General features: G+C 37.6%; 27 protein-coding genes. 5 read left to right on the top strand and 22 right to left on the bottom strand.

Annotated elements, in window-relative coordinates:
- Positions 1-101: 101 nt before the first annotated feature.
- The 3 genes from CWS20_RS05760 to CWS20_RS05750 all read right to left on the bottom strand — a co-directional run bounded on the left by CWS20_RS05760 (position 102) and on the right by CWS20_RS05750 (position 1,831).
- The gene (locus CWS20_RS05760; protein WP_066196903.1) at positions 102-857 is read right to left on the bottom strand and encodes an enoyl-CoA hydratase/isomerase family protein; all 756 of its coding nucleotides are present in this window, start codon (positions 855-857) and stop codon (positions 102-104) included.
- 107 nt (positions 858-964) lie between these two features.
- Positions 965-1,138 carry a 50S ribosomal protein L32 gene (rpmF, locus tag CWS20_RS05755; RefSeq protein ID WP_003348855.1) on the bottom strand — a complete coding sequence of 58 codons (174 nt, stop codon included), beginning with the start codon at positions 1,136-1,138 and terminating at the stop codon, positions 965-967.
- 168 nt (positions 1,139-1,306) lie between these two features.
- Positions 1,307-1,831, bottom strand: coding sequence for a YceD family protein (locus tag CWS20_RS05750; protein ID WP_066196901.1), 525 nt, complete (start codon positions 1,829-1,831; stop codon positions 1,307-1,309).
- A 543-nt stretch (positions 1,832-2,374) separates the two neighbouring features.
- On the opposite strand from CWS20_RS05750, the gene CWS20_RS05745 reads away from it, so the two are divergent.
- Positions 2,375-3,607, top strand: coding sequence for a nucleotidyltransferase (locus CWS20_RS05745; protein WP_066196899.1), 1,233 nt, complete (start codon positions 2,375-2,377; stop codon positions 3,605-3,607).
- A gap of 76 nt (positions 3,608-3,683) precedes the next feature.
- On the opposite strand, the gene CWS20_RS05740 is transcribed toward CWS20_RS05745, so the two are convergent.
- Together CWS20_RS05740 and CWS20_RS05735 are read right to left on the bottom strand one after the other, a co-directional pair.
- Entirely contained in the window at positions 3,684-4,700 is a 1,017-nt protein-coding gene (locus CWS20_RS05740; RefSeq protein WP_066196897.1) for a SepM family pheromone-processing serine protease, read from the bottom strand.
- Positions 4,697-5,485: a patatin-like phospholipase family protein gene (locus CWS20_RS05735; RefSeq protein WP_066196895.1), complete on the bottom strand. Its 789-nt coding sequence runs from the start codon at positions 5,483-5,485 to the stop codon at positions 4,697-4,699. The genes CWS20_RS05740 and CWS20_RS05735 overlap by 4 nt, the downstream gene beginning before the upstream one ends.
- Positions 5,486-5,781: 296 nt before the next feature.
- On the opposite strand from CWS20_RS05735, the gene ylbJ reads away from it, so the two are divergent.
- Positions 5,782-6,993, top strand: coding sequence for a sporulation integral membrane protein YlbJ (gene ylbJ / locus CWS20_RS05730; RefSeq protein ID WP_066196893.1), 1,212 nt, complete (start codon positions 5,782-5,784; stop codon positions 6,991-6,993).
- A gap of 71 nt (positions 6,994-7,064) precedes the next feature.
- Here ylbJ and coaD read toward each other — a convergent pair whose 3' ends face one another.
- The 3 genes from coaD to CWS20_RS05715 all read right to left on the bottom strand — a co-directional run bounded on the left by coaD (position 7,065) and on the right by CWS20_RS05715 (position 9,841).
- Entirely contained in the window at positions 7,065-7,547 is a 483-nt protein-coding gene (gene coaD, locus CWS20_RS05725; protein WP_066196891.1) for a pantetheine-phosphate adenylyltransferase, read from the bottom strand.
- On the bottom strand, positions 7,547-8,131 hold the full coding sequence (rsmD, locus tag CWS20_RS05720; RefSeq protein WP_066196889.1) for a 16S rRNA (guanine(966)-N(2))-methyltransferase RsmD: 585 nt from the start codon (positions 8,129-8,131) through the stop codon (positions 7,547-7,549). Before rsmD ends, coaD begins: the two co-directional genes overlap by 1 nt.
- 309 nt (positions 8,132-8,440) lie before the next feature.
- Positions 8,441-9,841 (bottom strand): stalk domain-containing protein, encoded by a 1,401-nt coding sequence (locus CWS20_RS05715; protein WP_066196887.1) that lies wholly within the window; start codon positions 9,839-9,841, stop codon positions 8,441-8,443.
- Between the two features lie 168 nt (positions 9,842-10,009).
- Here CWS20_RS05715 and CWS20_RS05710 point away from each other — a divergent pair, with 168 nt between their 5' ends.
- Complete coding sequence (locus tag CWS20_RS05710; protein ID WP_066196884.1) at positions 10,010-10,399, top strand: DUF7147 family protein; 390 nt, start codon at positions 10,010-10,012, stop codon at positions 10,397-10,399.
- A 146-nt stretch (positions 10,400-10,545) separates the two neighbouring features.
- Here the strand turns inward: CWS20_RS05710 and CWS20_RS05705 are convergent, their stop codons facing one another.
- The 5 genes from CWS20_RS05705 to CWS20_RS05685 all read right to left on the bottom strand — a co-directional run bounded on the left by CWS20_RS05705 (position 10,546) and on the right by CWS20_RS05685 (position 12,743).
- Entirely contained in the window at positions 10,546-10,821 is a 276-nt protein-coding gene (locus tag CWS20_RS05705; protein ID WP_066196883.1) for a YlbG family protein, read from the bottom strand.
- A 113-nt stretch (positions 10,822-10,934) separates the two neighbouring features.
- The gene (locus CWS20_RS05700; RefSeq protein ID WP_066196881.1) at positions 10,935-11,381 is read right to left on the bottom strand and encodes a YlbF/YmcA family competence regulator; all 447 of its coding nucleotides are present in this window, start codon (positions 11,379-11,381) and stop codon (positions 10,935-10,937) included.
- A gap of 150 nt (positions 11,382-11,531) precedes the next feature.
- Positions 11,532-11,966, bottom strand: coding sequence for a hypothetical protein (locus CWS20_RS05695; protein ID WP_066196879.1), 435 nt, complete (start codon positions 11,964-11,966; stop codon positions 11,532-11,534).
- Between the two features lie 112 nt (positions 11,967-12,078).
- Positions 12,079-12,318 (bottom strand): YlbE-like family protein, encoded by a 240-nt coding sequence (locus tag CWS20_RS05690; protein WP_066196877.1) that lies wholly within the window; start codon positions 12,316-12,318, stop codon positions 12,079-12,081.
- 14 nt (positions 12,319-12,332) lie between these two features.
- Positions 12,333-12,743: a YlbD family protein gene (locus CWS20_RS05685; RefSeq protein WP_066196876.1), complete on the bottom strand. Its 411-nt coding sequence runs from the start codon at positions 12,741-12,743 to the stop codon at positions 12,333-12,335.
- A 142-nt stretch (positions 12,744-12,885) separates the two neighbouring features.
- On the opposite strand from CWS20_RS05685, the gene CWS20_RS05680 reads away from it, so the two are divergent.
- Positions 12,886-13,383 carry a PaaI family thioesterase gene (locus tag CWS20_RS05680; RefSeq protein WP_066196873.1) on the top strand — a complete coding sequence of 166 codons (498 nt, stop codon included), beginning with the start codon at positions 12,886-12,888 and terminating at the stop codon, positions 13,381-13,383.
- Positions 13,384-13,424: 41 nt separating this feature from the next.
- Here the strand turns inward: CWS20_RS05680 and CWS20_RS05675 are convergent, their stop codons facing one another.
- Positions 13,425-14,480, bottom strand: a complete 1,056-nt coding sequence (locus CWS20_RS05675) for a CAP domain-containing protein (RefSeq protein WP_241504146.1) — start codon at positions 14,478-14,480, stop codon at positions 13,425-13,427.
- A gap of 511 nt (positions 14,481-14,991) precedes the next feature.
- Between CWS20_RS05675 and CWS20_RS05670 the strand changes: the two genes are divergently transcribed.
- Positions 14,992-15,351, top strand: a complete 360-nt coding sequence (locus CWS20_RS05670; protein WP_066196871.1) for a YugN family protein — start codon at positions 14,992-14,994, stop codon at positions 15,349-15,351.
- 260 nt (positions 15,352-15,611) lie between these two features.
- Here CWS20_RS05670 and CWS20_RS05665 read toward each other — a convergent pair whose 3' ends face one another.
- The 8 genes from CWS20_RS05665 to coxB form a co-directional block, all read right to left on the bottom strand.
- Entirely contained in the window at positions 15,612-15,965 is a 354-nt protein-coding gene (locus tag CWS20_RS05665; protein WP_066196869.1) for a hypothetical protein, read from the bottom strand.
- A gap of 75 nt (positions 15,966-16,040) precedes the next feature.
- Positions 16,041-17,171 carry a GNAT family N-acetyltransferase gene (locus CWS20_RS05660; RefSeq protein ID WP_241504145.1) on the bottom strand — a complete coding sequence of 377 codons (1,131 nt, stop codon included), beginning with the start codon at positions 17,169-17,171 and terminating at the stop codon, positions 16,041-16,043.
- 500 nt (positions 17,172-17,671) lie between these two features.
- A complete protein-coding gene (locus CWS20_RS05650; protein ID WP_066196863.1) occupies positions 17,672-18,139 on the bottom strand; it encodes a DUF420 domain-containing protein in 468 nt (155 codons plus the stop codon).
- A gap of 214 nt (positions 18,140-18,353) precedes the next feature.
- Positions 18,354-19,256 (bottom strand): cytochrome c oxidase assembly factor CtaG, encoded by a 903-nt coding sequence (ctaG, locus tag CWS20_RS05645; RefSeq protein WP_066196861.1) that lies wholly within the window; start codon positions 19,254-19,256, stop codon positions 18,354-18,356.
- A 240-nt stretch (positions 19,257-19,496) separates the two neighbouring features.
- On the bottom strand, positions 19,497-19,832 hold the full coding sequence (gene ctaF, locus CWS20_RS05640; protein WP_066196859.1) for a cytochrome c oxidase subunit IVB: 336 nt from the start codon (positions 19,830-19,832) through the stop codon (positions 19,497-19,499).
- A gap of 3 nt (positions 19,833-19,835) precedes the next feature.
- Positions 19,836-20,468: a cytochrome (ubi)quinol oxidase subunit III gene (locus CWS20_RS05635; protein ID WP_066196857.1), complete on the bottom strand. Its 633-nt coding sequence runs from the start codon at positions 20,466-20,468 to the stop codon at positions 19,836-19,838.
- Complete coding sequence (gene ctaD, locus CWS20_RS05630) at positions 20,468-22,333, bottom strand: cytochrome c oxidase subunit I (protein ID WP_066196855.1); 1,866 nt, start codon at positions 22,331-22,333, stop codon at positions 20,468-20,470. Before ctaD ends, CWS20_RS05635 begins: the two co-directional genes overlap by 1 nt.
- Positions 22,334-22,372: 39 nt before the next feature.
- The gene (coxB, locus tag CWS20_RS05625; RefSeq protein WP_066196853.1) at positions 22,373-23,434 is read right to left on the bottom strand and encodes a cytochrome c oxidase subunit II; all 1,062 of its coding nucleotides are present in this window, start codon (positions 23,432-23,434) and stop codon (positions 22,373-22,375) included.
- Positions 23,435-23,509 lie beyond the last annotated feature (75 nt).

Below are 23,509 nucleotides of genomic sequence, written 5' to 3'. Positions count from 1 at the left end.
TTTTATACTTTCTTATCTTTTGAAAAAAACGAAGGCATTCGCCAAGTCCTTTTTGACGAATGCCCTCGTTTTTCTATTTTTACTTCTGCCTTTATTCATACTTATTTTTTTTGCAAGAATTTATTTACCTGCTTATGGTGTGCTTCTTCTCCCCAAAGTATTGAGCATTGCTCTACTTCTGCCTGAATCCTCTCTTCAATCCGATTTTGTTCGAGCTTCCGCAGGAACATTTGCTTATAAGAGGAAAGCACCTCCGTCTCAATGCCCATAAATTTATGTAAAAACAACTTTCCAGCAGTTATCGAATCACCTTCATATGTAGATTGAATAAAGCCTATTTGCAGTAATTCATCCGTCTTGTAAGGAACGGCCTCCATCAACATTTTCATCGCATGAGCGTGTGCGAGCTTTTCAGAAACAATCGTGCCTCCGCCCCACCCGGTCGTTATTGCTAATGTTCCTTGAATAAAGCCCGCCTTAATACCTTTCCTTGCAATCCTAAAATCACATGCAGAGGCAAGTTCACATCCCCCGCCAACAGCTGTTCCATTTAATACGGCAATTGTCGGCTTTGGAAACAATAAAATTTTCACTAAAATATTTGACATGCGCTTGAGCATCTTATAGGCTTCTTTAGCTGTTTTTAATTCATGAAAAGAAGATAAATCTCCGCCAGAACAAAACGCCTTCTCCCCAGCACCAGTAATCATCATCGCCTTGATCTTCTTTTCACCTGCGAGCGTAATGGCTTCCTCCAGCCCATCCATCACCTCATAGCTTATCGCATTCCTTTTATCTTCTCTATTGATTGTAAAAACTAGCAGCCCCTCATGTTCCTCAATAATGTACGGATTCATTGCCATCCCCCTTTAACATCTAAACAATATTATAGCTTAAATCATATGGCACATAAAACGACAAAAAGCACAGGAGGAATAACTCCTGTGCTTTTAAAGATTGAAAATTAGTTGTTTACAACTTCTTTTCCTTTGTAAGTTCCACAAGCTTTGCAAACGCGGTGTGCAAGTTTCATTTCACCACAGTTTGGGCATTCTACCATACCAGGAACCTGTAATTTAAAATGGGTACGACGTTTTCTTTTTGCAGTTTTAGAAGTTCTTCTAAAAGGTACAGCCATTATTCCCACCTCCTTAAAGAGATTTAGAGTCGTTCAAACTTGAGGAATTGCATCTATCACTTATGAAGAGCATTGCTCCTCTATATTTTGAACATACACTATTAAGAAAGTTATGAAGACCAGATTCTTCCGGTATCTTCAAATGTTTCTTGTGCTTCTTACTTCCTCTTATGTATCGGAAGAAGAATCTTTTTGATTAAAAAACTGAGCAAGTCCGGCAAGACGAGGATCGACTTTATCCTTATTATCCTGCTCTCTGATGACCTCCCAATCCTTTCCGGATTGCGGAGCTCCTTCTTCACTGCTTTCATCGCAGAAAACTTGCATTGGGACTTCAAGTATCAAGATTTCATGAATCACCGGCATAAGGTCAATCACATCACCTTTTACTTGATGAACTTCCTCTTCAGTTTCATAATCGATACTTTTCAAGAGGAAAGTTTCAATTGTCTCAACATTAATTGGAAATTTTACGTCAACTAAAGTACGAGAACAAGGCAGAATTAAATGACCTTCTATTTTCAAATGAAAAGTCACTTTAGCCGAATCAATATCTGCACGGCCACGGATTCTCATTGGTGAAGCGTCTCTAATGTCCGATTCTAGCTTGATAACTTCATCAACATTGACAATTTCATCAAAAGGAAAGTCCTTGCTTCGATATTTTTGTAACTGACTTAAAGTCCATTTCATACGAATCACCCCAAGGCAACAAAGGTAATTATAGCTTTCATATAATTATTTGTCAATATTTTTTCTTTACAGCATGATTCACAAAACTTAGTTTGCTTTAAAAGCATACTCTTTGTATTTTAACCATTTTTTCACTAAATGCAAACATTACTTTTAGCAATAATAAATTATCTTATGCAAACACCAAGTGAATCTGATACCGTTCCTTTTAACTTGCAATATAGAGAAATTCATTACATTAATTTATAATAAAGTGAAACTTCAATCAGTGGAGAATTTCCTTCATACTGATTGTTAGTTGAACCAATCGGGCTTTTACAGGCTGTTAACCCCCAAATTCCTCTAAACATTGAGGTGGGGCTTACTGCCCGTTAATCTGCGATAAAGTGAAACTTCAATCAGTGGAGGTTTTCCCCACTGATTGTTAGTTGAACTAATCGGGCTTTTACGGGCAGTTAACCTCTAAATTCCTCTAAACATTGAGGTGGGGCTTACTGCCCGTTAATCTGCGATAAACAGAGTGTGTAAAGGAGTGAACAATGGATGAATGCAGTAGGCGTTGTAGTTGAGTATAACCCTTTTCATAATGGACATGCCTATCATATTGAAAAAGCCCGCAAAGAAACCGGTGCGGATGTTGTAATCGCTGCTATGAGCGGAAACTTTCTTCAAAGAGGAGAACCGGCGCTCCTATCTAAATGGGCAAGGACGCGCATGGCTTTGCACGGAGGCTGTGACATTGTCATTGAACTTCCATACAACTTTGCTACACAGCAGGCTAACAGCTTTGCAAGCGGGGCTGTGGCGCTTCTGGAAGCATGCGGCTGCCGTTATTTATCATTTGGGAGCGAATCAGGCGAAATTGATGATTTTCTATCAACGATACATTTTCTTAAGGAGAGCAATGACAAATATCAGCATCTGATCAAGCAGTTTGTTCAGGACGGGAACAGTTATCCAAAAGCGACTTCACTTGCTTTCAAAGCGTTATCTCCTCATCATGATCAAACAGTTGATCTGTCAAAGCCTAATAATATACTTGGGTTTCAGTATATAACAGCTATTCAGAATCAAGGTGCACAAATGGCACCAACTACTGTCACAAGAAAAAATGCCGATTATCATGATGAGAGTTTTAACACTTCGACGATCGCAAGTGCAACAAGTTTGCGCAAAGCCTTATTTGCAAATGACGGTCATATCGAAAACATTCAGCGATATGTACCTGCTGCGACCTATAATGGTCTGATGGATTATTATAATGAATTTGGTTTATTTCACAATTGGGAACATTATTGGCCGTTTCTGCAATTTAGATTAATACAATCATCTCCTGAAGAATTACGAAATATTTATGAAGTTGAGGAAGGAATTGAATATAGACTCATCAGCGCTGCACAAGAAGCCGGCTCCTTTAGTGAATTTATGGAAAATGTAAAGACGAAGCGTTATACATGGACAAGAATCCAAAGAATTTGCGTACATATTTTAACAAATGCATCAAAAGAAATGATGCTAAAAAATAATATGCCGCAATATTTAAGACTGCTTGGCATGACTGATAATGGACGGAAATATTTGCATCACAAAAAAAATGCACTACAATTGCCGATGATTTCTAGAGTGTCCTCAAAAAATGAAGCGGAACTCTCTCTGGATATTAAAGCAAGCAAGGTGTATGGACTTGCTGCAACAAGTCTTCAAAGCAAAAAATTATTGAAACAGGACTTCCTGCAACCTCCTGTTTTGTTGAAAACGGCTAACGGCTTGCAATAAAGGTATATTAGTTACAAGCATAAAGGCTGTCCTGAAAGTAAATTATGCTTCACTTTCAGGACAGCCCTGTTTTCTATTATTTATCTTCCAGCGACATTAAATAATCAATCGCCTCATCAAATGTATCTACAGGAACAATTTTCATTTCCGTGCCAATATCTTCTGCGGTCTCGACAGCTCCACGATAATTAGAGTCGTCTGCCCCATTTTCATTTGGAGCAAAGAATATGTCTGCTCCTGCCTTATCTGCAGCAACAATTTTTTGCTCAATGCCGCCAATTCTTCCAATCGTGCCGTCTGCAGCTATTGTGCCAGTTCCGGCAACTTCATATCCTCTTGTCAAATCTTCATCGATTAATTGATTATAGATTTCAAGCGAAAACATAAAACCTGCAGAAGGTCCGCCTATCTCACTGCTATCAATGTCCACTTTCGGATTTACCTTTATTTCTTTATCATCTACCAATGTAATGCCGACACCCGCTTTTCCTGTTTGCGGCAGGACCTTAAGCACCAGCTCAGTTTCTTTTATTTTCTCATCGCGTTCAAAAGTCAGCCTGACAGCTTCTCCTTCTCTCTTTTTGGAAACTAGCTCAATAAATTGTTTGGATGATTCAAAAGCCTCACCATCCACTTTCGTTATTCTGTCACCAGGATTAATTTTCCCTTCCGCCGGCATTCCCTCCATTATACTCAGTACGTAAACACCTTTATAATGATAATCAATCGGTATATCTGCGTGAGAATACGCCACTTCAATGGCAGTTATTTTGGAAGAATCCATTAAATGAAGCTGGCGTAGATTATATTCTTTGTCAGACTCATCTTCCCTGCGAATGTCCTCAACTGGATGGATTGTCTGATATTTGCTTAGCTTTGCAGCTAAGTATGAATATATATTCGCCTTTCCCATTCTCACAGTAGTGAGCATGAAGCTTCCTTCTCCTTCGGTGCCATTCTCCACTTCAATAATCGGCTCCAGCTCCTTGGCCATTCCTGGTTTAGACACATAATAAGGTAAATAAATGAACGAACTAGCCAGGACAATGATTGCTACGACAAAGAAGGAGCGTACCAAAATTTTGTTTTTCACTCTATTTGCCCCTTCCAATTATGAATTGTTTCTTTTATTCTCTGAGTATGCTTCCTTGCTTCCTCTTCACCTATCATAATGATTTCTTCGATATTTGTAAAAGCCTTTGAACTGTACATTTCAACCCGCGGCCTGATCATAAAGTCTGAAGCAATTTCCCTATGCTTCACATTCTCCATTTGTAATATATCCAGGCTCTGCATAATCACATCATATATGGAGGTAATTTCAGTATTCACCTTTACATGGGAAACATCCACTGCAATGACTATGTCAGCACCCATCTCTTTTACGACCGAAACCGGGACTCGGTCAACGACCCCGCCATCCACTAATAATCTTCCATTCACTTTTTCCGGTACAAAAATACCTGGTATCGATATACTTGCTCTTACCGCATCTGAAATAGGCCCATCTTTAAAAATCACTTTTTCACCTGTGACTATATCTGTCGCAACCACATTTACAGGAATAGATAACTCTTCAATTCTCTTTCCGTGAGTAAATACCCGGATCAACTCTTTTACTCTTTTCCCTGCAATAAATCCCATTTTCGGAACAGTAAAATCCAAGTAATATTTTCTTTTAAAAGCAGTTGAGAATTTATATAATCGCTCAATCTCCAATCCAGCTCCATAAAAGCAGCCTACCATTGCTCCCATACTGCTGCCGGCAATTAAGTCGATGGGGATTCCTTCTTCTTTAAGTACTTTAATTACGCCTAAATGAGCGAAACCGCGTGCTCCTCCTGAACCGAGTGCTAAGCCTATTTTAGGGTGACTCAGGTAGGATCCCTCCTTTAACTTAACAGCTAAATAACCCTCTCTTTATAAAGAGTATGTATTGGCTACAGCTTTAGTTATTAAACTTCTTTATCATTAGGTTTTAAGATTATGGTCTATTTCAAACTTGTATGAGTATATTGATTAATATGAGGACAGGCTGATAGGTTTAAAGGCAGCAAATCGCATTTTCATGATATTAGATATATAAATATGAATTCCATGTACCTACATATTATTTTACCATATTTTTCTTCAATATACATTAGGTAAGCAAGACCTGAGGGAGGCTCTGCTAAGTGTTGCAATCAAAAATTAAAACTGTTGTGCTCGCCATTGCAATATCTGTAATGGCTATCTCACTCATTGCCTTTCCACAAGAATCCATTGATGCCTCAACGCGCGGGCTTAATATGTGGTGGGAAATTGTCTTTCCTTCTCTTCTCCCCTTTTTTATCGTTTCAGAAATACTTATTGGTTTTGGGGTAGTGAGGTTTATCGGTGTCCTGCTAGAACCGCTCATGCGGCCATTGTTCAAGGTACCAGGTGTAGGCGGCTTTGTTTTGGCAATGGGAATGGCCTCTGGTTATCCAGCAGGTGCAAAATTTACTACGAGATTGAGACAAGAAAAGCAAATATCAAGAATTGAAGCGGAGCGTCTCGTTTCTTTTACAAATTGCTCTAACCCTCTATTTATATTTGGAGCTGTTTCGGTTGGTTTTTTTCATAACGCCAAAATTGGCATCATTCTAGCTTTGGCACATTACTTAGGAAATATAACTGTCGGATTAATCATGCGTTTTTATGGAAGAAATGAAGAGCCTATTGAGAATTTAAAAAGCAAGCGGAAGCCATCATTAAAAGCAGCATTTTCAGTTCTTCATCAAACAAGGATTAACGAAAAACGGCCGATTGGAAAATTAGTTGGCGATGCAGTCATGTCCTCCATTCAAACCCTTCTAATGATTGGTGGATTTATTATCCTTTTTTCTGTCATTAATAAACTATTATTTCATATCGGCATTACTGAGTTCATTGCGAAAGGATTAGAAATCGTGTTAGTCCTTTTCCATATTTCGCCCGAATTAAGTATTCCACTATTTTCAGGTGCTTTTGAGCTTACATTAGGTAATCAAATGACAAGTCAAGTTGATACAGTCACTCTAATGGAAAAAGTCATCGTAGCCAGCGCCATCCTCGCCTTTTGCGGCTTCAGTGTCCAGGCTCAGGTCGCCAGCATTCTGGCCCAAAGCGATATCCGTTTCAAACCGTTTTTCTTCGCTCGTATTATGCATGCATTTATAGCTGCACTCTATGCCTTCATTTTATGGAAATTATTATATGAGCGAATTTCGCAATATGAGCAGCCTTCAAACGCAATACCTGTCTTCCATTTAGGTGAAGGCTCATTCTACCAGCAGCTGCTGGAATTCGGTCCATTGATTACGATAGGTGCGCTCATTCTTTACATTTATCTCTACGTTAAGGAAAACTTTACAAGGTCTCTATAGTCGTTTTTTTAATATTTAAAAAACTGACTTGTGAAAAGGATGGATTCATCATTTTTCACAAGTCAGTTTTTTTATTTTGTAAACTTATCCTTTAAGGCTTTTTGAACAATTGGCGGGACTAGATCAGAAATATTGCCACCGTACTTAGCTACTTCTTTCACGATACTTGAACTGAGGAAAGAGTATTGGTTATTCGTCATGACGAAAAACGTTTCAATTTCATCGTTAAGTACACGGTTCATCGAAGTAATTTGCATTTCATATTCAAAGTCTGATACTGCACGGAGCCCTCTAATGATCGCACTGGCATCAACACTTTTGGCATAATCCATTAATAACCCCTGATATGAATCGACAACGACATTTGGGATATCCTTTGTTACTTCCTTAATTAATTCAGTTCTTTCTTCTACAGTAAAAAGCGGTGTTTTAGATGTATTATTCAAAAGTACAACATGAATTTTATTAAATACTTTCGCACCCCTTTTAATAATGTCCAAATGACCATATGTAATTGGATCAAAACTGCCTGGACATACAGCAATCCCTTTCATCAATAGCCCCCCTTGATATTTTCTAATTGCATTTCTATTTTATTAAATATGGAAATCGAAATGATTCCATAATCTTCATGTTTTACTTGTTCAAAGCTCCCTACTTGTTGGGGCAAAGTGACATCTGAACCATGTTCACAAACAATGATTCCTTTAGGTGACAAAAGATTCTCACTATCAATGACTTCTAATAATTTTACAAGCTGCTGCTTCTTATAAGGCGGATCTAAAAAAATATAATCTAATACTAGCTCTCTTTTTAATAACGCCTTGAGCGCTCTTGAAGCATCATTGCGGTATACTTCTGCCTGATCTTCACAGCCGCATGTACGAATATTTTCATGTATCGTTTGAATCGCTTTTCCTTCTCGGTCAACAAAAATAGCTTTATCGACGCCTCTGCTTAAAGCTTCAATGCCTAATCCACCGCTTCCTGCGAATAAATCAAGGGCAAGTCCACCATCAAAGTATGGACCAATCATATTAAAAATTGCTTCTTTTACTTTATCTGTTGTCGGTCTTGTTGATTGACCAGGGACAGCCTTCAAATGCTTTCCCTTATAGGTACCTGATACGACCCGCATTTTTATCACCACTGCTACTATAATCAATTTTCTTCCCTATCCTACCACAAATAAAACAGACTCGCCACCATCTATTTGTAAGCGTCATCAACACCAATCACACGCGACAGCTTTTTTGCAAAGTGAGATGTATAACCAAGTTTTTTATGGAAATAATGATTGTAACAGCATCTATTCGAGGATGTTGTTGCCAACCGCGGAGAAGACTTACGTTTCCCCATAAGTTCTTCCTCCGGTTTCTCCTCTCCCTTTGCCTTCTAACCTAATGGGTGTAGAAGGACCCTGCAGACTTGTTCTGCAGGGCTTTTTTTAATAGGATAAAAAAACTTCAGAAGAGGTCTCTTCAATTTTAAGATTAAAGATATTTTGAAGCCATTTTTTCTCAATAAATATTCGGTTGTTTAATACTGTCAGTGGATTTTGCAGGACGCCATATTTCTCATCATTTTTTATGAAAATCAATTCATTTAAGTAGAATCGATAGGTTTCATCGTCTTTCTTTAAAAATATTTCTTCCTCTGATATTTGCTTTACGTTGTATCCAAATTTCTCCATTGTTTCTTTAAAAGGAAACAGCTTTTTACCGTCCTGATTTATCATCTTAATATCCTCATAATGATTTCCTAAAATTAATACATCTCTTTCATCAAAGAAAAATAATTCAATTGGTTCCTGCTTTTCTACGCTTTTAACAAAGAAATTTGTTTCTTCTCTTTTTATATTACTGAGGGCTTTATCCAAATTTACAGGCGAAAATATCCCTTCCATTTCCAATACAGCTTCAATAAATGCCTCCATTTCTTTTTCCGTTAATTTTTTCTGAAATTCGTCATGCACTCGCTGTGCATTTCCAGATGAAGGAACAACTTCTATTACTAATGCGCTTAAAAAGTCAACTAGCCAATATTGAGATGTTTCAGTAAACTTCAAACTAAAATACCGATCGATTGTTTTTTTCAGCAAATTATCAGGAGTTGTTTTCTGTGAAAGTATCATCAACCCATTTGCAGTAGTGGCCTCTATCCTATCAGTAAGAATAATGGATGTATACGGATAGCCTTTAAGCTCTTCAATATTCGGAGACAACTGCTGGAAAAACTCAGTTTCACCTTTCGTATACAAATCTATATTTCCGCTTACATGTGAATTTTTCTGCAATGGCTCTGCCTGCCAATAAATTGCTGGGCTCGTATGTTGTCCTTCAAAATAATAAAAATCAATTAGATCCTTTTCCACTGCCCCTTTTAACGGAAGGCCTGTTACCCACATCCCTTGTCTGCGGAGAGAATCAACAATTTCAACTTCTGTACCCGTCATCTCAACTTCAGGAAAAGCAGTAACCCAGTCATCTATTAAAAAGGCATCGCCACTCGGGAGTGGAATGCTATATTGTAATATTAGTTTACTATCTTCTGCAATTACAACATCAGGGTGATTCCATTTCGTTTCACAAGCTTCACCATAACCATTTATGCATTTCCAATCTTTTGCTTGATCTGGAATCAATACTTTATACCTTTGTTTTTTTGTCAGCTCAGTAATCGTTTGTTTTACTTTCAGATTTCCCTTTTCTGAGGTGATTGATATATGCTGACTCGCATACTCACCTTGATTAGCACTCTTATCAAGTTTGGAAAAGGAATCCCACTGCATAAAAAGTACACAGCCTATAATAATCGCAAATAGACAAAGGACGCCCACTTTTTTCATTGTCTTTCCCCTTTAATCATTTCTTATAGTTTTACCATAACAAATTCAACAAAATGAGTCACATCATTTTTCGACATAATTCATTCATTCCATCGTTCTTCTATTTTTTCGGAAAAAATGTTAAAGTAATGAAGGATATTTAGTCATTTACAGGAGGAGTTTTTTACTATGATTCAAAGATTTATTGAACTTGGAGAAGGATATTCAGATATATATGAATTAATCGAAATTGCAAAATCTAATAAAAATAGGATTTCACATTTGATGGCGCTGCATACAACTATTAATCATAAGGATGTTACTTCATTAGTCGTCGTCCTCCACCCTGCAGAAGAGGGAAAATTCCAGCCGCTTTATATTTGCCGCGAAGGAATCCCCAACCCTATAATAACACCTAATAAACGCTATAGCCTGTTTGCAGATGCGGCCGAAGAGTTAGGACATACAATCATCAAGCTAAGTGTGAAGCCATCTACTATTTTTGCAGAGAAAGAATTATACTATCAGCAGCTTATCGGGATACTTAGATTAAATCATTATATACCTGTTTTAAATTAAGATTTAAAAAGGCACAGCGGCTATTTGCCACTGTGCCTTTTTTAAGATAAGCGCCGTTAAACTTGGCTGTTGATTTTGTCTATAGGCGCTCGCTTACAGCCTCTTAGGTAATTTTTGAATTTACCTCCTGCTGGAGCCTCGCTTCTTTAAATCCCCATTTTATAATCGTACTCTTTTGCTTTATCAGGCTTTGCATTCTCAAACTCAGTTTTAAGAAACGGCTTATAGGACGGTTCAACCTTTTTTACAAATGAATAGGAGCTTATTTTTTCAATTATGCTGTCGGTGTCTTCAAGATTACAATACAAAACAACATATTTCAGACGTTTTGACACATAATGTACATTACCAAACCTTCTCAGCATTTTAGCCTGCTTTAACGAATAAAGCCAGACGATTATACCCTGTCTTTGTCCGAGCATATGATTTCCCCTTTTGTTCACCTATTTTTATTAGTCTAGCATATAAAAAACTATAATATCAATGACTTATAATAAAACAGCGTGGCATCGATTGCCACGCTGTTGTTTATCTATTATGCTGAACAGCTGCAGCTTCCGCCTGTCCCACAACCGCCGGCACAGCTTGAAGAACTGTCAAAGAAAGGATTCCCGGTAGGCACTTTGATTTGCTCAGATACTGAATGTCCGATAATCACACTAATTTCGTCTAGAAGACTTTGCAGCTCATTTTCAGCTTTTCTAAACTCAGCTACATTTTCGTCCATATCCATCTCCCTTTTTAAAGTTCGAATGGACATCATGACTCTTTTATATTCCGGATGATATTTGCCAAACCTCTGTACCTCTTCATACAGTTCCTTCATCTTTACAAATTGAGAAATTTTCTCTTGAGTAACCTGATTAGTCCTTATATTATTTGCACATTGCCGATAATATACTGCTTCTTCCGATTCAAGCACCATTGCAGCAATCTCATCGGCTACATCCAAAATTTCAATTCTTTCTAAAGTAGCAAGCACTGGAAGCTCACCTCCATTTATATCTTACCACGAAATAATCGAAAGCTAAAGCAGCTGTCCAGTTTATCCCGAATTAACTTCCATTAAGACCTTTACTTCAAGACTTTCAAGCTGGAAGTAAAGAAAAACGCCCAACGATGAAGTTTCATTTTATTGAATTTGTACCGCAAATTCTTTCGTTAAAAAATACGATGAATGATCATCTTTGACAACTTCCAATTTGATATGATGGATACCTGCCGGCAAATTTCGCACTTTAAACGCAGCAGCAGAGACTTCTTCAGTTTTCTTTCCATCCACATAAACGACAAATTTCGCCTTCGTTTCACTTGAACTTCTAAAGGAAACGCCGTCAACAATACATTCAATTAATACATCATTGCCTTGAACGATATGCTTTACAAAAAAATCACGAGGACCCTCGGCCATTACTGTAGTAACCGGAATCGGTTCAACAATATACAAACCGTTTACTGGAGAAAGCCTGCTATTCGTTTCTGGCTCAGGAATATCTTTATTGCACCCCATTAAGATAACTGTAAAGGAAACAGAAAATAAAAATACTTGAGATAGTCTTTTTAACATGATTTCATCCCTTTTTATTTTTATTGTTTGTAGAAAAGAAGGGATTTACTCGGAAAAGCATATTTCCAATGCAAAAAAAATAAAAACTTTCTCAGCAATTTGAGAAAGTCTATTAAGACTGCGAATTCATTGCTTGAAACATACTGATCATCATGGAAGCCATTTGAACTCCATTGGAAAATTTCTCAACACGATGAGGAATGGTTTTTTTGTGATACTGCAGCGATGCCACTTCTAACTGACTAATTTCGGTAGGATTTCGTGATAACGTCCGATACCACCTTGGCTGTTCACGGACATATTGCTGCAAATCCTTGCTTTGCTGAAGATACTCCCTTATTTCTTTTCTCATACAATCTTCCTCCATTAATCTTTTTTAAATGTAAAAGGATTTGGTTTTTGCTGTGAGGCACCCGTTGATGAGCCGCTTTTAGAGGTGCCTCCTCCACCTGAAAATTGTGAGATCACACCTTGAATGGCAGCTAATGCCTGACTCATGTTCGCAATATAGCCTTGCATTTGATCAACATCCATATTTTTCAATGATCCGACAACATTGGTCATCCAATCATTCGATTTATCTGTATTCTCTTCATTTTTTGAATGGTTATCAGCAGCTGGATTAGATGTTTCAGCTTCATCTTCAAGTAGGTACCATTCTTCATATAATTCCTGCCACTTCTTTTTGCCAGACCTTACTTGTTTAATGATTTCTGGATGTGCCTTAACATACTGCTTAAATTGTTCTATAGAGGGATGCAGCTTTTCCTTTGCCATATTACTCACCTCATTCCGTTACAAATGCCTATAATACAATATGTACGTTTTTTTAAAAAGTGAATCTTTTTAACAATAATTTAGCACGCAATTCATGATAGGATGGATAAATAGAATTCTTTTTACAAAGACGGAGGCTAACATGAAAACAAAAGAAAAGCTTAGTGAAGATTTATTAGAATTATTTGCTGAAGCAAATGAAGAGGAATTAATCGTATTGAAACAGCTATTAGCCGGAATCAGCCAAAAAAAACACGGGGAAAAAACCACTTATTTGGATGGTTTATACAATATGGATATTCAATTAAAAGATCAGGAGTGTATACTAGAAATCCCGCTCTCCCCCCTGCTGAATAATCCGCTTAATATTGTACATGGAGGTGTGATAGCCACCATTATAGATACTGCTATGGGGACATTATCAAACAGTTTTCTTCAAGAGTTTGAAGGTGCAGTTACAACGCAGCTTAATGTTCATTATTTGGCACAAAGTAAAGGTGACTACTTAATTTGCAAAGCGAAATGCGACCATAAAGGGGCGAAGACAATGGTACTTTCCGCTGAAGTGTATAGAGAAGACGGCAAAAAAGTTGCCCAAGCTTCCGGCAGCTTCTTTATCGTCAGGAAACAGGAATATTAAAAAAGCCTCCTGCAGAGTGTATATGCCCTGCAGGAGGTCTTTTACTCGCCCCATTTTTCGATGAAATTTTGCGTATATTGCTTTTCATATACACCGACACCAATATGGGTAAATTGTTCATTTAATAAGCTGTCTCGATGGCCTTTACTATTTAACCAGCCTTCAACCACTGCAGGCGCATCAACATAGTTAGCTGCGATATTTTCACCAGCAGATAAATAAGCCACCTCTTCAGCCTTTAGTCTATCTGATAATTCGCCGTATTTTTCCGACGTATGTGAAAAGGCCTCACTCTCAAACATATCTATACTATGACCTAAAGCAACTTCAGCAGTTTTATCATCCCACTCTAGCGGATTCAGATCAAAACGCTTACGGATTACATTTGAGATGTCCTTGATTTGCTGTTCCATTCCATTATTTATGGCTTCTTTCTCATCTTCAGTAAAATCGTCAAATACTAGTAATTCTCCACGGTAGACCATTTCATAAGGCCTCAATAAAATAAGTGAGACTGAATCCAATAATCTTACACTGGATAAAGTGCCGGTAAATTTATCAAGATATAAAAGTGCAAAATAATCTCCAATTCGAACAATTGGCCTCATATTTAAGTCTGCTTCCGATAGTTCAAAACGATAAACACTTCCATCATGTTCTATTTCAATATTCGTCTCTGCAAAAAGGGAGGAATAAATTTCACCCGAAGGCTGTCCAATTTGAAAAGGTTCAATATCCACCTTATCACCTGTAGCAAATACAGTAACTACTTTATTCTCCAATATCCCCACCTGAATATATTCATCTTTGCTAACGTTATATATCCACCAATCATAGCCTTCGAATGATGGATCAATCCGGTCAGGTTCACCAAGCTCTGCTTCAACAGCCTTGGATGATTGACCCATTAAAGTCATTAATCCTTCATCAGGCAATTCAACAGTTAAGTCATCATTTGCATTCTCTTCTTCACCTATTGTAAAATCAACTTCTGGCTGTCCCCCTTCTTCACCTATTAATATCGGTTCATTTCCAGAAAAGTCCAAATACAACCAAATGATTAAAAAAGCAAATATCAACACAAAAATTCGAACCAAACTCTTCAGAATATGCACCTCCCTAATAAGAATGCGGAGGTGGCTTGTTCATGGGCTTTAAACATCAAGCCCTTTAGCCACCGCGGCTTGAATAGCCAAAAATTTCAGTCCTATGAAAAAAGCTTACAAAGCAAGTTGAAAAATTTGTACGCCTTACATGTCATTTAATAGCACTAGAATGAAATGGAGAATAAATACTAATGGGCAAGGTGTTTTACTATACTATACCTATGCGCCTATCACTAATTATAGTATATCATCACTATCTTTCTTTTTAATAGTGAGAATGATTATTATTAAAAAAACATTTACATTATGGATTGTAGTTTAGATCACTTTAGGGAACAATTTATAAATAGAATTCTTATTCATCTACGCAGCAACTAGGAATTGCTGTTCATAAACCTATTAACCATTGCAAACTCAGCATTTTTCAACTATTATTAAATTTGAGACCATTTCTGATTGGTGTAGTTTACCAAATTGTAAAGTGTTTTAGGAGGGACTAAAATTGAAACTTGAAAATACTGGACTTGAGAGCAAACAAGTAGATTTAAACAGACTTGATGATTTAATGTCATCATATAGCCTTGTTCGTGCAGGACAATGGGATTATGAAAGAGTTACATATGATCGTAAATTTGAACTTAAAGAAGGAATTTACTATTTACGCGTATTTGGATATGCAGTAGAAGGGGATGTTGGCGCTCATAAAGCAAGCATCCAGCTACTTACTCCTTTATTAGGGAAGCATTATTATCCACATGGTGTCGAATACGGTGATGGTGAGCACTTCCCTGCTTCACTTGTAAAGCAATCTGAAAAGATTCTTACAGACATTAACAGTGATTTAGAAAAAATCGTTAAATAATATGTCAATTCACTAAAAAAAGACGCTTTATGCGTCTTTTTTTAGTGTGGTAAAAGTGAAAATAAGAAAAGTCAATTGGATTTGGAGAGGCGTCCACTCGACTCCTGCGGGAGAGTAGCGAGACAGTCGAGACACTTAAGGGGCGCAGTGCTGATGCGGCTCGACACTCGAACCGCTAAAAAAAGAGCGGTAAGCCTCTGGAAATCCCAAACCTTTCATTCTATTTTTGAATGAGTTTATCTACAGCCAGAAAAGACGCATTACGCGTCTTTTTTCTTTTCACCGGCCATCAGCATACATTTTTCAATTTGAAGATTTACCCCTTCGCAAATTAATCCGGTAAATAATCGGATCTCCTCCATGACTTGTTTTTGAATGATTAATAAGTCAGTAATTAACCCTTTATATGCATATACTGAAAGCTTAGCCGTAATATAAATGTAGTCTTCGAAAAAAAAGATTGAAACATCATCAGAGCTTTTTTTCAATAATGTGATTCTCTCCTGCTCATCCTCGCTATTCGCCACATATTTAATATTGGATTCTACAATAGAAGAAATAATATACTTCGTCACCTTTTTTGTTTCAGGATTTGAATAATCCAATAATCTCATCCATTCCACTTCTTTCTCAAAATACAGTATTCAAAGTGATACTATATTTAATGCTGAAATGCCGTGGATTGTTCCTTAGAAAAAGTCATAAAACGCTGTCTTTTGATAAGGCACATCTTGGTCAAATGCTTCAATATCTTTTTCAAAACCATTGATTTCACCTAATTCATAAAGTTCTAACGGACGCTTATAGCCGATTAATGTAGCAGAAAGCGCATTAATTGATAATTCAATACAGTTTTCAGTTTGCTGCACACTTTCGCCATTAAGATAAAATTCACCATTATTCCATTGTGCGAATTCATCTTTAATCTTTAGAACGATGTCATTGGTCCGATTTAAAAATTTGTAAGATTGCAAGCATCGTTGTACATCGACAATTCTCCCCATAAAGTATGGATACACCTCAACCTTTTGCTTCGGCTGCTTTAAAAAATATGGAAACGGATCATTATTTGCTGTAGTAAGTTCAACTGTATTTAACATAGAATCATGCTGACAAATAAAATTCCAAAGCTGCACTCGAGCCTCCTGGGTTAATGCGATATATTCAGAAACTTTCATTAATCGATTTTTTATTTCGTATGCTATATAACCTTGAGGATTACCTTCTTCATCTTCGAATATTGCATACTGCTCTTCATCTTCATAAATTGACCTTTCCCACCAGCTTTTATCTCTAACCAATCCGCCAGAATACCGCTGTATATACTTTGCATATATTTTTTCCGCCGCATCATTTTCCTGAGGTTTGATTCGATTAATCTTGCCGCTAATCGATCCGATCATTGATAAATCTTTATTCACAATTGTCAATTTCTTATTTTCTGAAAAAATCTCCCAGCCAAACTTGCGATAAAATCCGATATCAAAAGGATGAAGAAACGAGAATAGCTGGCCCTTTTCCTTCATCTCAATTAACGATTGACTAATCAGCGCCTTCACATGACCTAACCTGCGATACTCAGGATAAGTTGCTACCCCTGCGATACCGCCCATACTCCATTCTTCGCCATTAATGAATACTGTAAAATTAAGCATATGTAATTTTGAAGCAAGTTTATCATTTTCCCATATACCTAAAATATGATGGTCATCCAGCAGCTTCTTACGTTCATCTATATCATGTTCAGACACTTTATATTGGAATGCATACATTGACAGAGCGATTGACTCAGAATAATGTTCCTTAGTTAAAGTTTTCACAGACTTCTCCACCTTTCCACTGTATATTTTCTTCATTTTGCTTGATTTTTCCTTTTACGGTTGAAACAATTTATTAATTTGTCTATGTTTAAGTTAATTGCTGGTTTATTCTCGATATATCGGGTTCGGGGAATACTACCGAGGAAGAAGCCACTTATGTGCAAAACGCTCCTATACTTGCCTATTGAAAAGCGAGTGCCTGGTGAGGAAACCAACTCCCATAAATATAAATTAATCATTTAATTGGAGGTTAAAATTCTGGGATTATTAACTTTTGGTATCATAAGCATTCTTCTATCAGGAGTTTTTATTGGAGCTTGGACAGAGCCTGTGCGATTGAGAAGCAAACAAGCTGAATCTGAGGAGCACCAAAGGTTTAGAACAAGGCTAGCTATCGTCTTTGCAGTCATTGGCATCTTCTTACTTTTATTAGGCGGGCTAACCTTGAAATAAAAAAAAGAATCATTAGTGCATGCCACTAATGATTCTTCAGTTACAAACTAAAAACCGAAAATCGCTTTAATAAGTGAGGTTGTTTCTCCTCCATGATAGAACACATATAATAGTAAATAAACAGCCACACCTGTGATTGCAGTTAAGAACCAAATGACGCTCGTAATCGGACCGAGTTTACGGTGAAGCTTCAATTTGTTCTTATACCCGGTATACAAATTGATAATACCCATTACCGCACCAGTAGTAGCGAGTGTGATATGGAAAATTAAAAAGAGCGTATAATATATTTTAATATTATCAGGTCCGCCGAATGATGTATTTCCGATGAATATCGTTCTGCTCGCATAAATAACAAAGAATATAATCGCAAATATCCCCGCAAACGTCATTGACTTTTTATGCGCATCTATCTTTCTCTTACTGATTTGTACCCAGCCGATTGCAACCATAATTGCACTCAATACAATAAATGTTGTACTAATTGTCGGTAAAACTGGCAATGAATGCTCCATATTGACTCCCTCTCTATTCTGACTAACTTAAATATGTACTTTATAGCATGTAAGCTATCTTACTTTGAAGAGCTATGCTTATTCTATTAAAGTATCTCTTATTTTTCAATAAACAAACAAGCGATTTTGCAAAAGTTCTTTAATTGTTCAAAAACAGCGGACACAATATGAAAGCCTGCCCATGGTTAACTTCTAGGGCAGGCAGTAATGGAAATTATTCAGCAGGTCGTGGGTTCATTAAGTTGTTTTCTACTGCCTTGCTATCAGACTGCTCATTCCGATACCAGCTAAAGAAAACTAAAGCAAGGATATAGCCATATACTATTTCCTGAATCACTTTCATGATGACTCCGCCTAATTGCTGATCATGAAGGAGTGACATGGAATTAAACATTTCCGGACCGCTTAAATTTAAGTTAGCTAATGTTGCACTTGGCACGCATAATGCAAGCGCTTGTCCCCATGCATGAGGATCTGAATAAGTAGCGTACATCGGTACATCCGCAAAGATAATTAATGCACATGCAGGCGTTAATAAAATCCCATCGGCAAATATATAGCCAATTTTTTTTAAGCCGCTTAATGTTTGGTGTTCAGGCAGTTTATTCACTAACGGCCACCACATAAAGAGAGAAAAAACAAAAAGAACGGCTGTATAAATCGTATGCAATGTCATATCTGTTTTGACAAAATCAAAAATGAGCGGAATATGGTAAAACGAAAACAAGCCATTGAAAAAAATAAGTGCGATCAGTGGTTTTGTGAAAAATTTAAATAATGGCTGCACTTTTGGGTGATTAATCACACCACGCCATATCCATGTAGGGATGCCATGTATAAACAAAATAGGCACAACTAGATAAAGAACGGCCATTTGAATCATATGGGCATAGAACATTAAATGCCCCATTAAGTCAATTGGTGAACCTTTAATAATATAAAGTACAACGATTGCAGATGTAAAGAAAGCGCCTTCTTTAAATGTCAGCGGCTCGCTTGTTTTAAATCGATGTCGAAACTTAATCGTTAATAAGAAAAATAATACTAAAACAACAGCTAATGATACAAAGAAGTATGGGCTCCATAAAGCGCGGAAGCCAAAAATACTTAATGGCATTACAAAATCACCTCATTATATTTACGTCCTCTAAAGAGAGCATATTCTAACCCATGGCAAATCGCAGAAAACTGATGTTATCCTATGTAAGTTCCCATTAATTATACTCTCCCAGTTAACGGACATGCAACCTTCTATTCGGATTCATGAAAGAGTGTGTGCCAATATTGTTAACATTTTAAAAATCTTTGCCATAAACAAAAAAACCGACTAAAAGATTAGCCGGTTTTTCCGATTTGATTACCACCAAATAATTGTCATGAACGCCAGCAGTGTAATGAAAGCTACAAAGACACCTGAGTACAGGAACAATGCAGGAGCTTCATGTCCTTTATGGCTCATATGCATGAAATAATATAGTTGGAAAGCTACTTGCACTCCAGCAAGCACAAGGATAAACGGAATGATAAACCAAGCTGAAAATCCGTCATATCCTACTGCAACGAAGGCAACTAATGTTAAAAAAATCATCAATGCAAATGAGACAACCTGATATCTCATTTCTTCTGCGCTTTTTTTGCGGCGATATTCAATGTCAACTTTTGGGTTTCCTGAGTTTAATTCTTCATTTGCCATCAGTTATCCCACCATTCCCATTAAATATACAACAGTGAAGATGAACACCCATACAACGTCGATAAAGTGCCAATATAGACTGGCAACATAAAACTTCGGTGCATTATATAGGTTCAATCCACGTTTTGCGTTTCTGAACATTAATGTGATGATCCAAGCTAGACCGAATGCTACGTGGCCTCCATGGAATCCAACAAGCGTATAGAATGCAGTTCCGAACGCGCTGCTAGTAAATGTATGCCCATACTCATGTACATAATGATTAAATTCGTAAATTTCAAACCCTAAAAATGCTAAGCCTAGAAGTACAGTGATCCCAAGCCATAATTGCATTTTCTTAAAGTTGAAGTTTTTCATATGGTACATCGCATAAACGCTTGTTAATGAGCTTGTTAAAAGCAGCATTGTCATCATAAATACGAGCGGTATTTCAAATAAATCCTTCGCTAAGTTATGCTCACCGCTTACAGGTACACTATCCTTCAGCGCTAAATAAGTAGCAAATAGCGTGGCAAATAGAACAGTCTCTCCGCCTAGAAATAGCCAAAATCCTAGGAATTTATTTTTTCCATCGAGGGTTTGTTTCTCAGGCGCTGCAGGCCATGTTTCATATGTGAATTTTTCATCTGCCTTCATTATGCCTTACCCCCTTTATCATCATCCATTAAATCCTCCTTATGAATATGATAACCGTGGTCATCTTTAACTGATCTTACAAACATTGATCCAAATGTAATAAGCATACCGATTATCAATACAGGGATACCCCATGAATATTTCTCATGGTACATTGCACCAAATGCTGCAATGAATAAACCAAGTGAAATCATAACCGGGATGAATGAATTGTTTGGCATATGAATGTCGCCAATTGGTTCAGCTGGCGTCATTTCTGTTTTGCCATCCATTTTTTCAATCCAGTAAGCATCTAGTCCGCGTACGAGCGGCAATTGCTTAAAGTTATAAAATGGCGGTGGTGAAGGAAGCGCCCATTCAAGCGTACGTCCATCTCCCCAAGGATCATTGCCAATTCTTTCGTTTTTAGCAATTGTCATAATGATGTTAATCAGCAAGACAACCGTTGCGATTGCCATCAAGAACGCACCGACGGTACTGATCATATTGGCTGCTTCGAATCCTTGCCCTTCAATAAATGTAAAGATACGACGCGGCATTCCCATTAAGCCAAGGAAATGCTGAATAAAGAATGTTAAATGGAAGCCGATGACGAATAGCCAGAAGGTTATTTTTCCTAGCATTTCATTCAACATCGTACCAAACATTTTCGGCCAATAAAGATGCAGGCCTGCTAGCAAGGCAAATACGACACCACCGACAATTACGTAGTGGAAGTGAGCGACAACAAAGTAGCTGTCATGGTATTGATAATCCTGTGCTGCAGATGCAAGCATGACCCCTGTTACCCCACCCATTGTAAAGGTTGGAATAAAGGCAATCGCATAAAGCATTGGCGTAGTAAAGGTAATGCTTCCGCCCCACATTGTAAAGAGCCAGTTGAATATTTTAATCCCTGTTGGAACGGCAATCGCCATTGTTGCTACAGAGAAGATTGCGTTGGCAATCGGACCTAAACCAGTTGTAAACATATGGTGAGCCCAAACCATGAATCCTAAGAAGCCGATTAATACGGTTGCGAATACCATTGAAGAGTATCCGAAAAGACGTTTTCTTGAGAAGATAGCAAAAATCTCAGAGAAAATACCGAAAGCCGGCAAAACAAGGATATATACTTCAGGATGACCAAAAATCCAGAATAAATGCTCCCAAATTACTGTATTACCACCCATTGAAGGATCAAAGAAGTTTCCTCCAAATAAGCGGTCAAACAGCATAAAGAATAACGCTACTGTTAATGGAGGGAATGCGAATAAAATTAGTGCAGATGTTACGAATGTTGCCCATGTAAACATTGGCATACGCATATACGTCATTCCTGGCGCACGCATATTAATAATCGTAACAAGGAAGTTAATCCCCCCGATCAGCGTCCCTGCCCCGGAAATTTGCAGACCCAATACGTAAAAGTCAATTCCATGACCTTCAGATGCGAGTGAGAGCGAGGCATACGATGTCCAGCCTGCATCTGGCGCTCCGCCAAGGAACCAAGATAAGTTAAGGAATACTCCCCCGAAGAAGAATAGCCAGAAACCTAAAGAGTTTAAAAATGGAAATGCAACGTCACGCGCACCAATTTGAAGTGGCATAACAGCATTCATAAATGCAAATATAAGCGGCATCGCTGCCAAGAAAATCATTGTTGTACCGTGCATGGTTAAAATTTCATTATATAAACCGGCACTTACAAAATCATTGCCTGGTACGGCAAGCTGAATGCGGATAAACATCGCTTCTAAACCACCAATGATGAAGAAGAATCCGCCAGCTATTAGATAAAGGACGGCAATTTTCTTATGGTCAACTGTTGTTAAGTAATCCCATAAAGTTGCGCCGAAGCCTTTTTTCTGAGCATAGGTACTCACAATTTTACCTCCTTCTATAAACAAATCACCTATTCGTCCTTATTCCTCGACTACTTTCAGACCCATTAAGTATTCCGTAAGAGCATCGATTTCGTCATCTGAAAGATCACCATATTTGCCAGTCATCTTGTTACCTGGTTTAATGGATTCCGGATCTTTCAGCCAGTTCTTAAGATTTTCTTCAGTGTGGTCTAAATATCCAACGATATGTGTGCGATCACCAAAGCTTGTCAAGTTCGGCCCCATTGCTCCAGCTCCCGTAGGAGTGACAGCATGACAACCAATACAGCTTTCATTGAAGATTTCTTGTCCTTCTTGAGCAGTTGTTGTTTCAGCCTGAACAGGCTCTTCAATAGCAGTCATTGCATCTGCCCATGCGTCAAACTCGTCTTTTGGCAATGCTTTCACTTTGAAATCCATTAGCGCATGTGATGGACCGCAAAGCTCCGCACATTTACCATAAAATAAGTTGCCGACTTCATCCGCTTTTTCATTGTTAAATTCCAGCCAGAATTTATTTACGTTTTCAGTATTAGTATCTAGTTTTCCACCAACTGCTGGAATCCAGAATGAGTGCTTTACATCTGTTGAAAGTAGATTGAAATATACTTTCTCATCTGTAGGAACGACGAGCTCCTGACTAGTTACAATCTCTTGGTTAGGATATTCAAACTCCCACCAATAAAGATTTGCCTTAACATTAATTACAGTTACATCTGTTTTTCCTTCTTCATTCTTTTTTTCCATAGGAGAAACATCAGCAAGCTTGAACGTAGCTGATACTGTAGGTACAGCTAAAACTAAAAGTAATAAAATTGGTATAACAGTCCAGATAATCTCCAACTTGTGACTTCCTTCTACCTGTTTAGGGATTTTGTCGTCTTTACGACGGAATTTAAACAGTACGATAAGGAAGATGACTGTAACAACAATTATGACACCAACCATAATTGCAGTGCTTAACAGCATTAAGTCATATTGTGTTTGCGCAACTTGACCAGCTGGCTGTAATGTTGAAATAAATGGTTCACCACAGCCGGCTAGAAATAGCGTCAATAATGCAAACATAAACAATAGACGCCCTTTTGCAAGCCTTTTCATAGCTTATTCATACCCCTCTTTCGTGAAAAATTTCTTTAAGTGCTAAAGCAAAAAAATATGGATAAATCTCTCTTA

Origin of the sequence: Cytobacillus horneckiae (genome assembly GCF_002835735.1) — a bacterium.
Lineage (GTDB): Bacteria > Bacillota > Bacilli > Bacillales > Cytobacillaceae > Cytobacillus > Cytobacillus horneckiae.
Note: the sequence above shows the minus strand (reverse complement) of the source record. Positions and strands in the feature narration are given on the sequence as shown.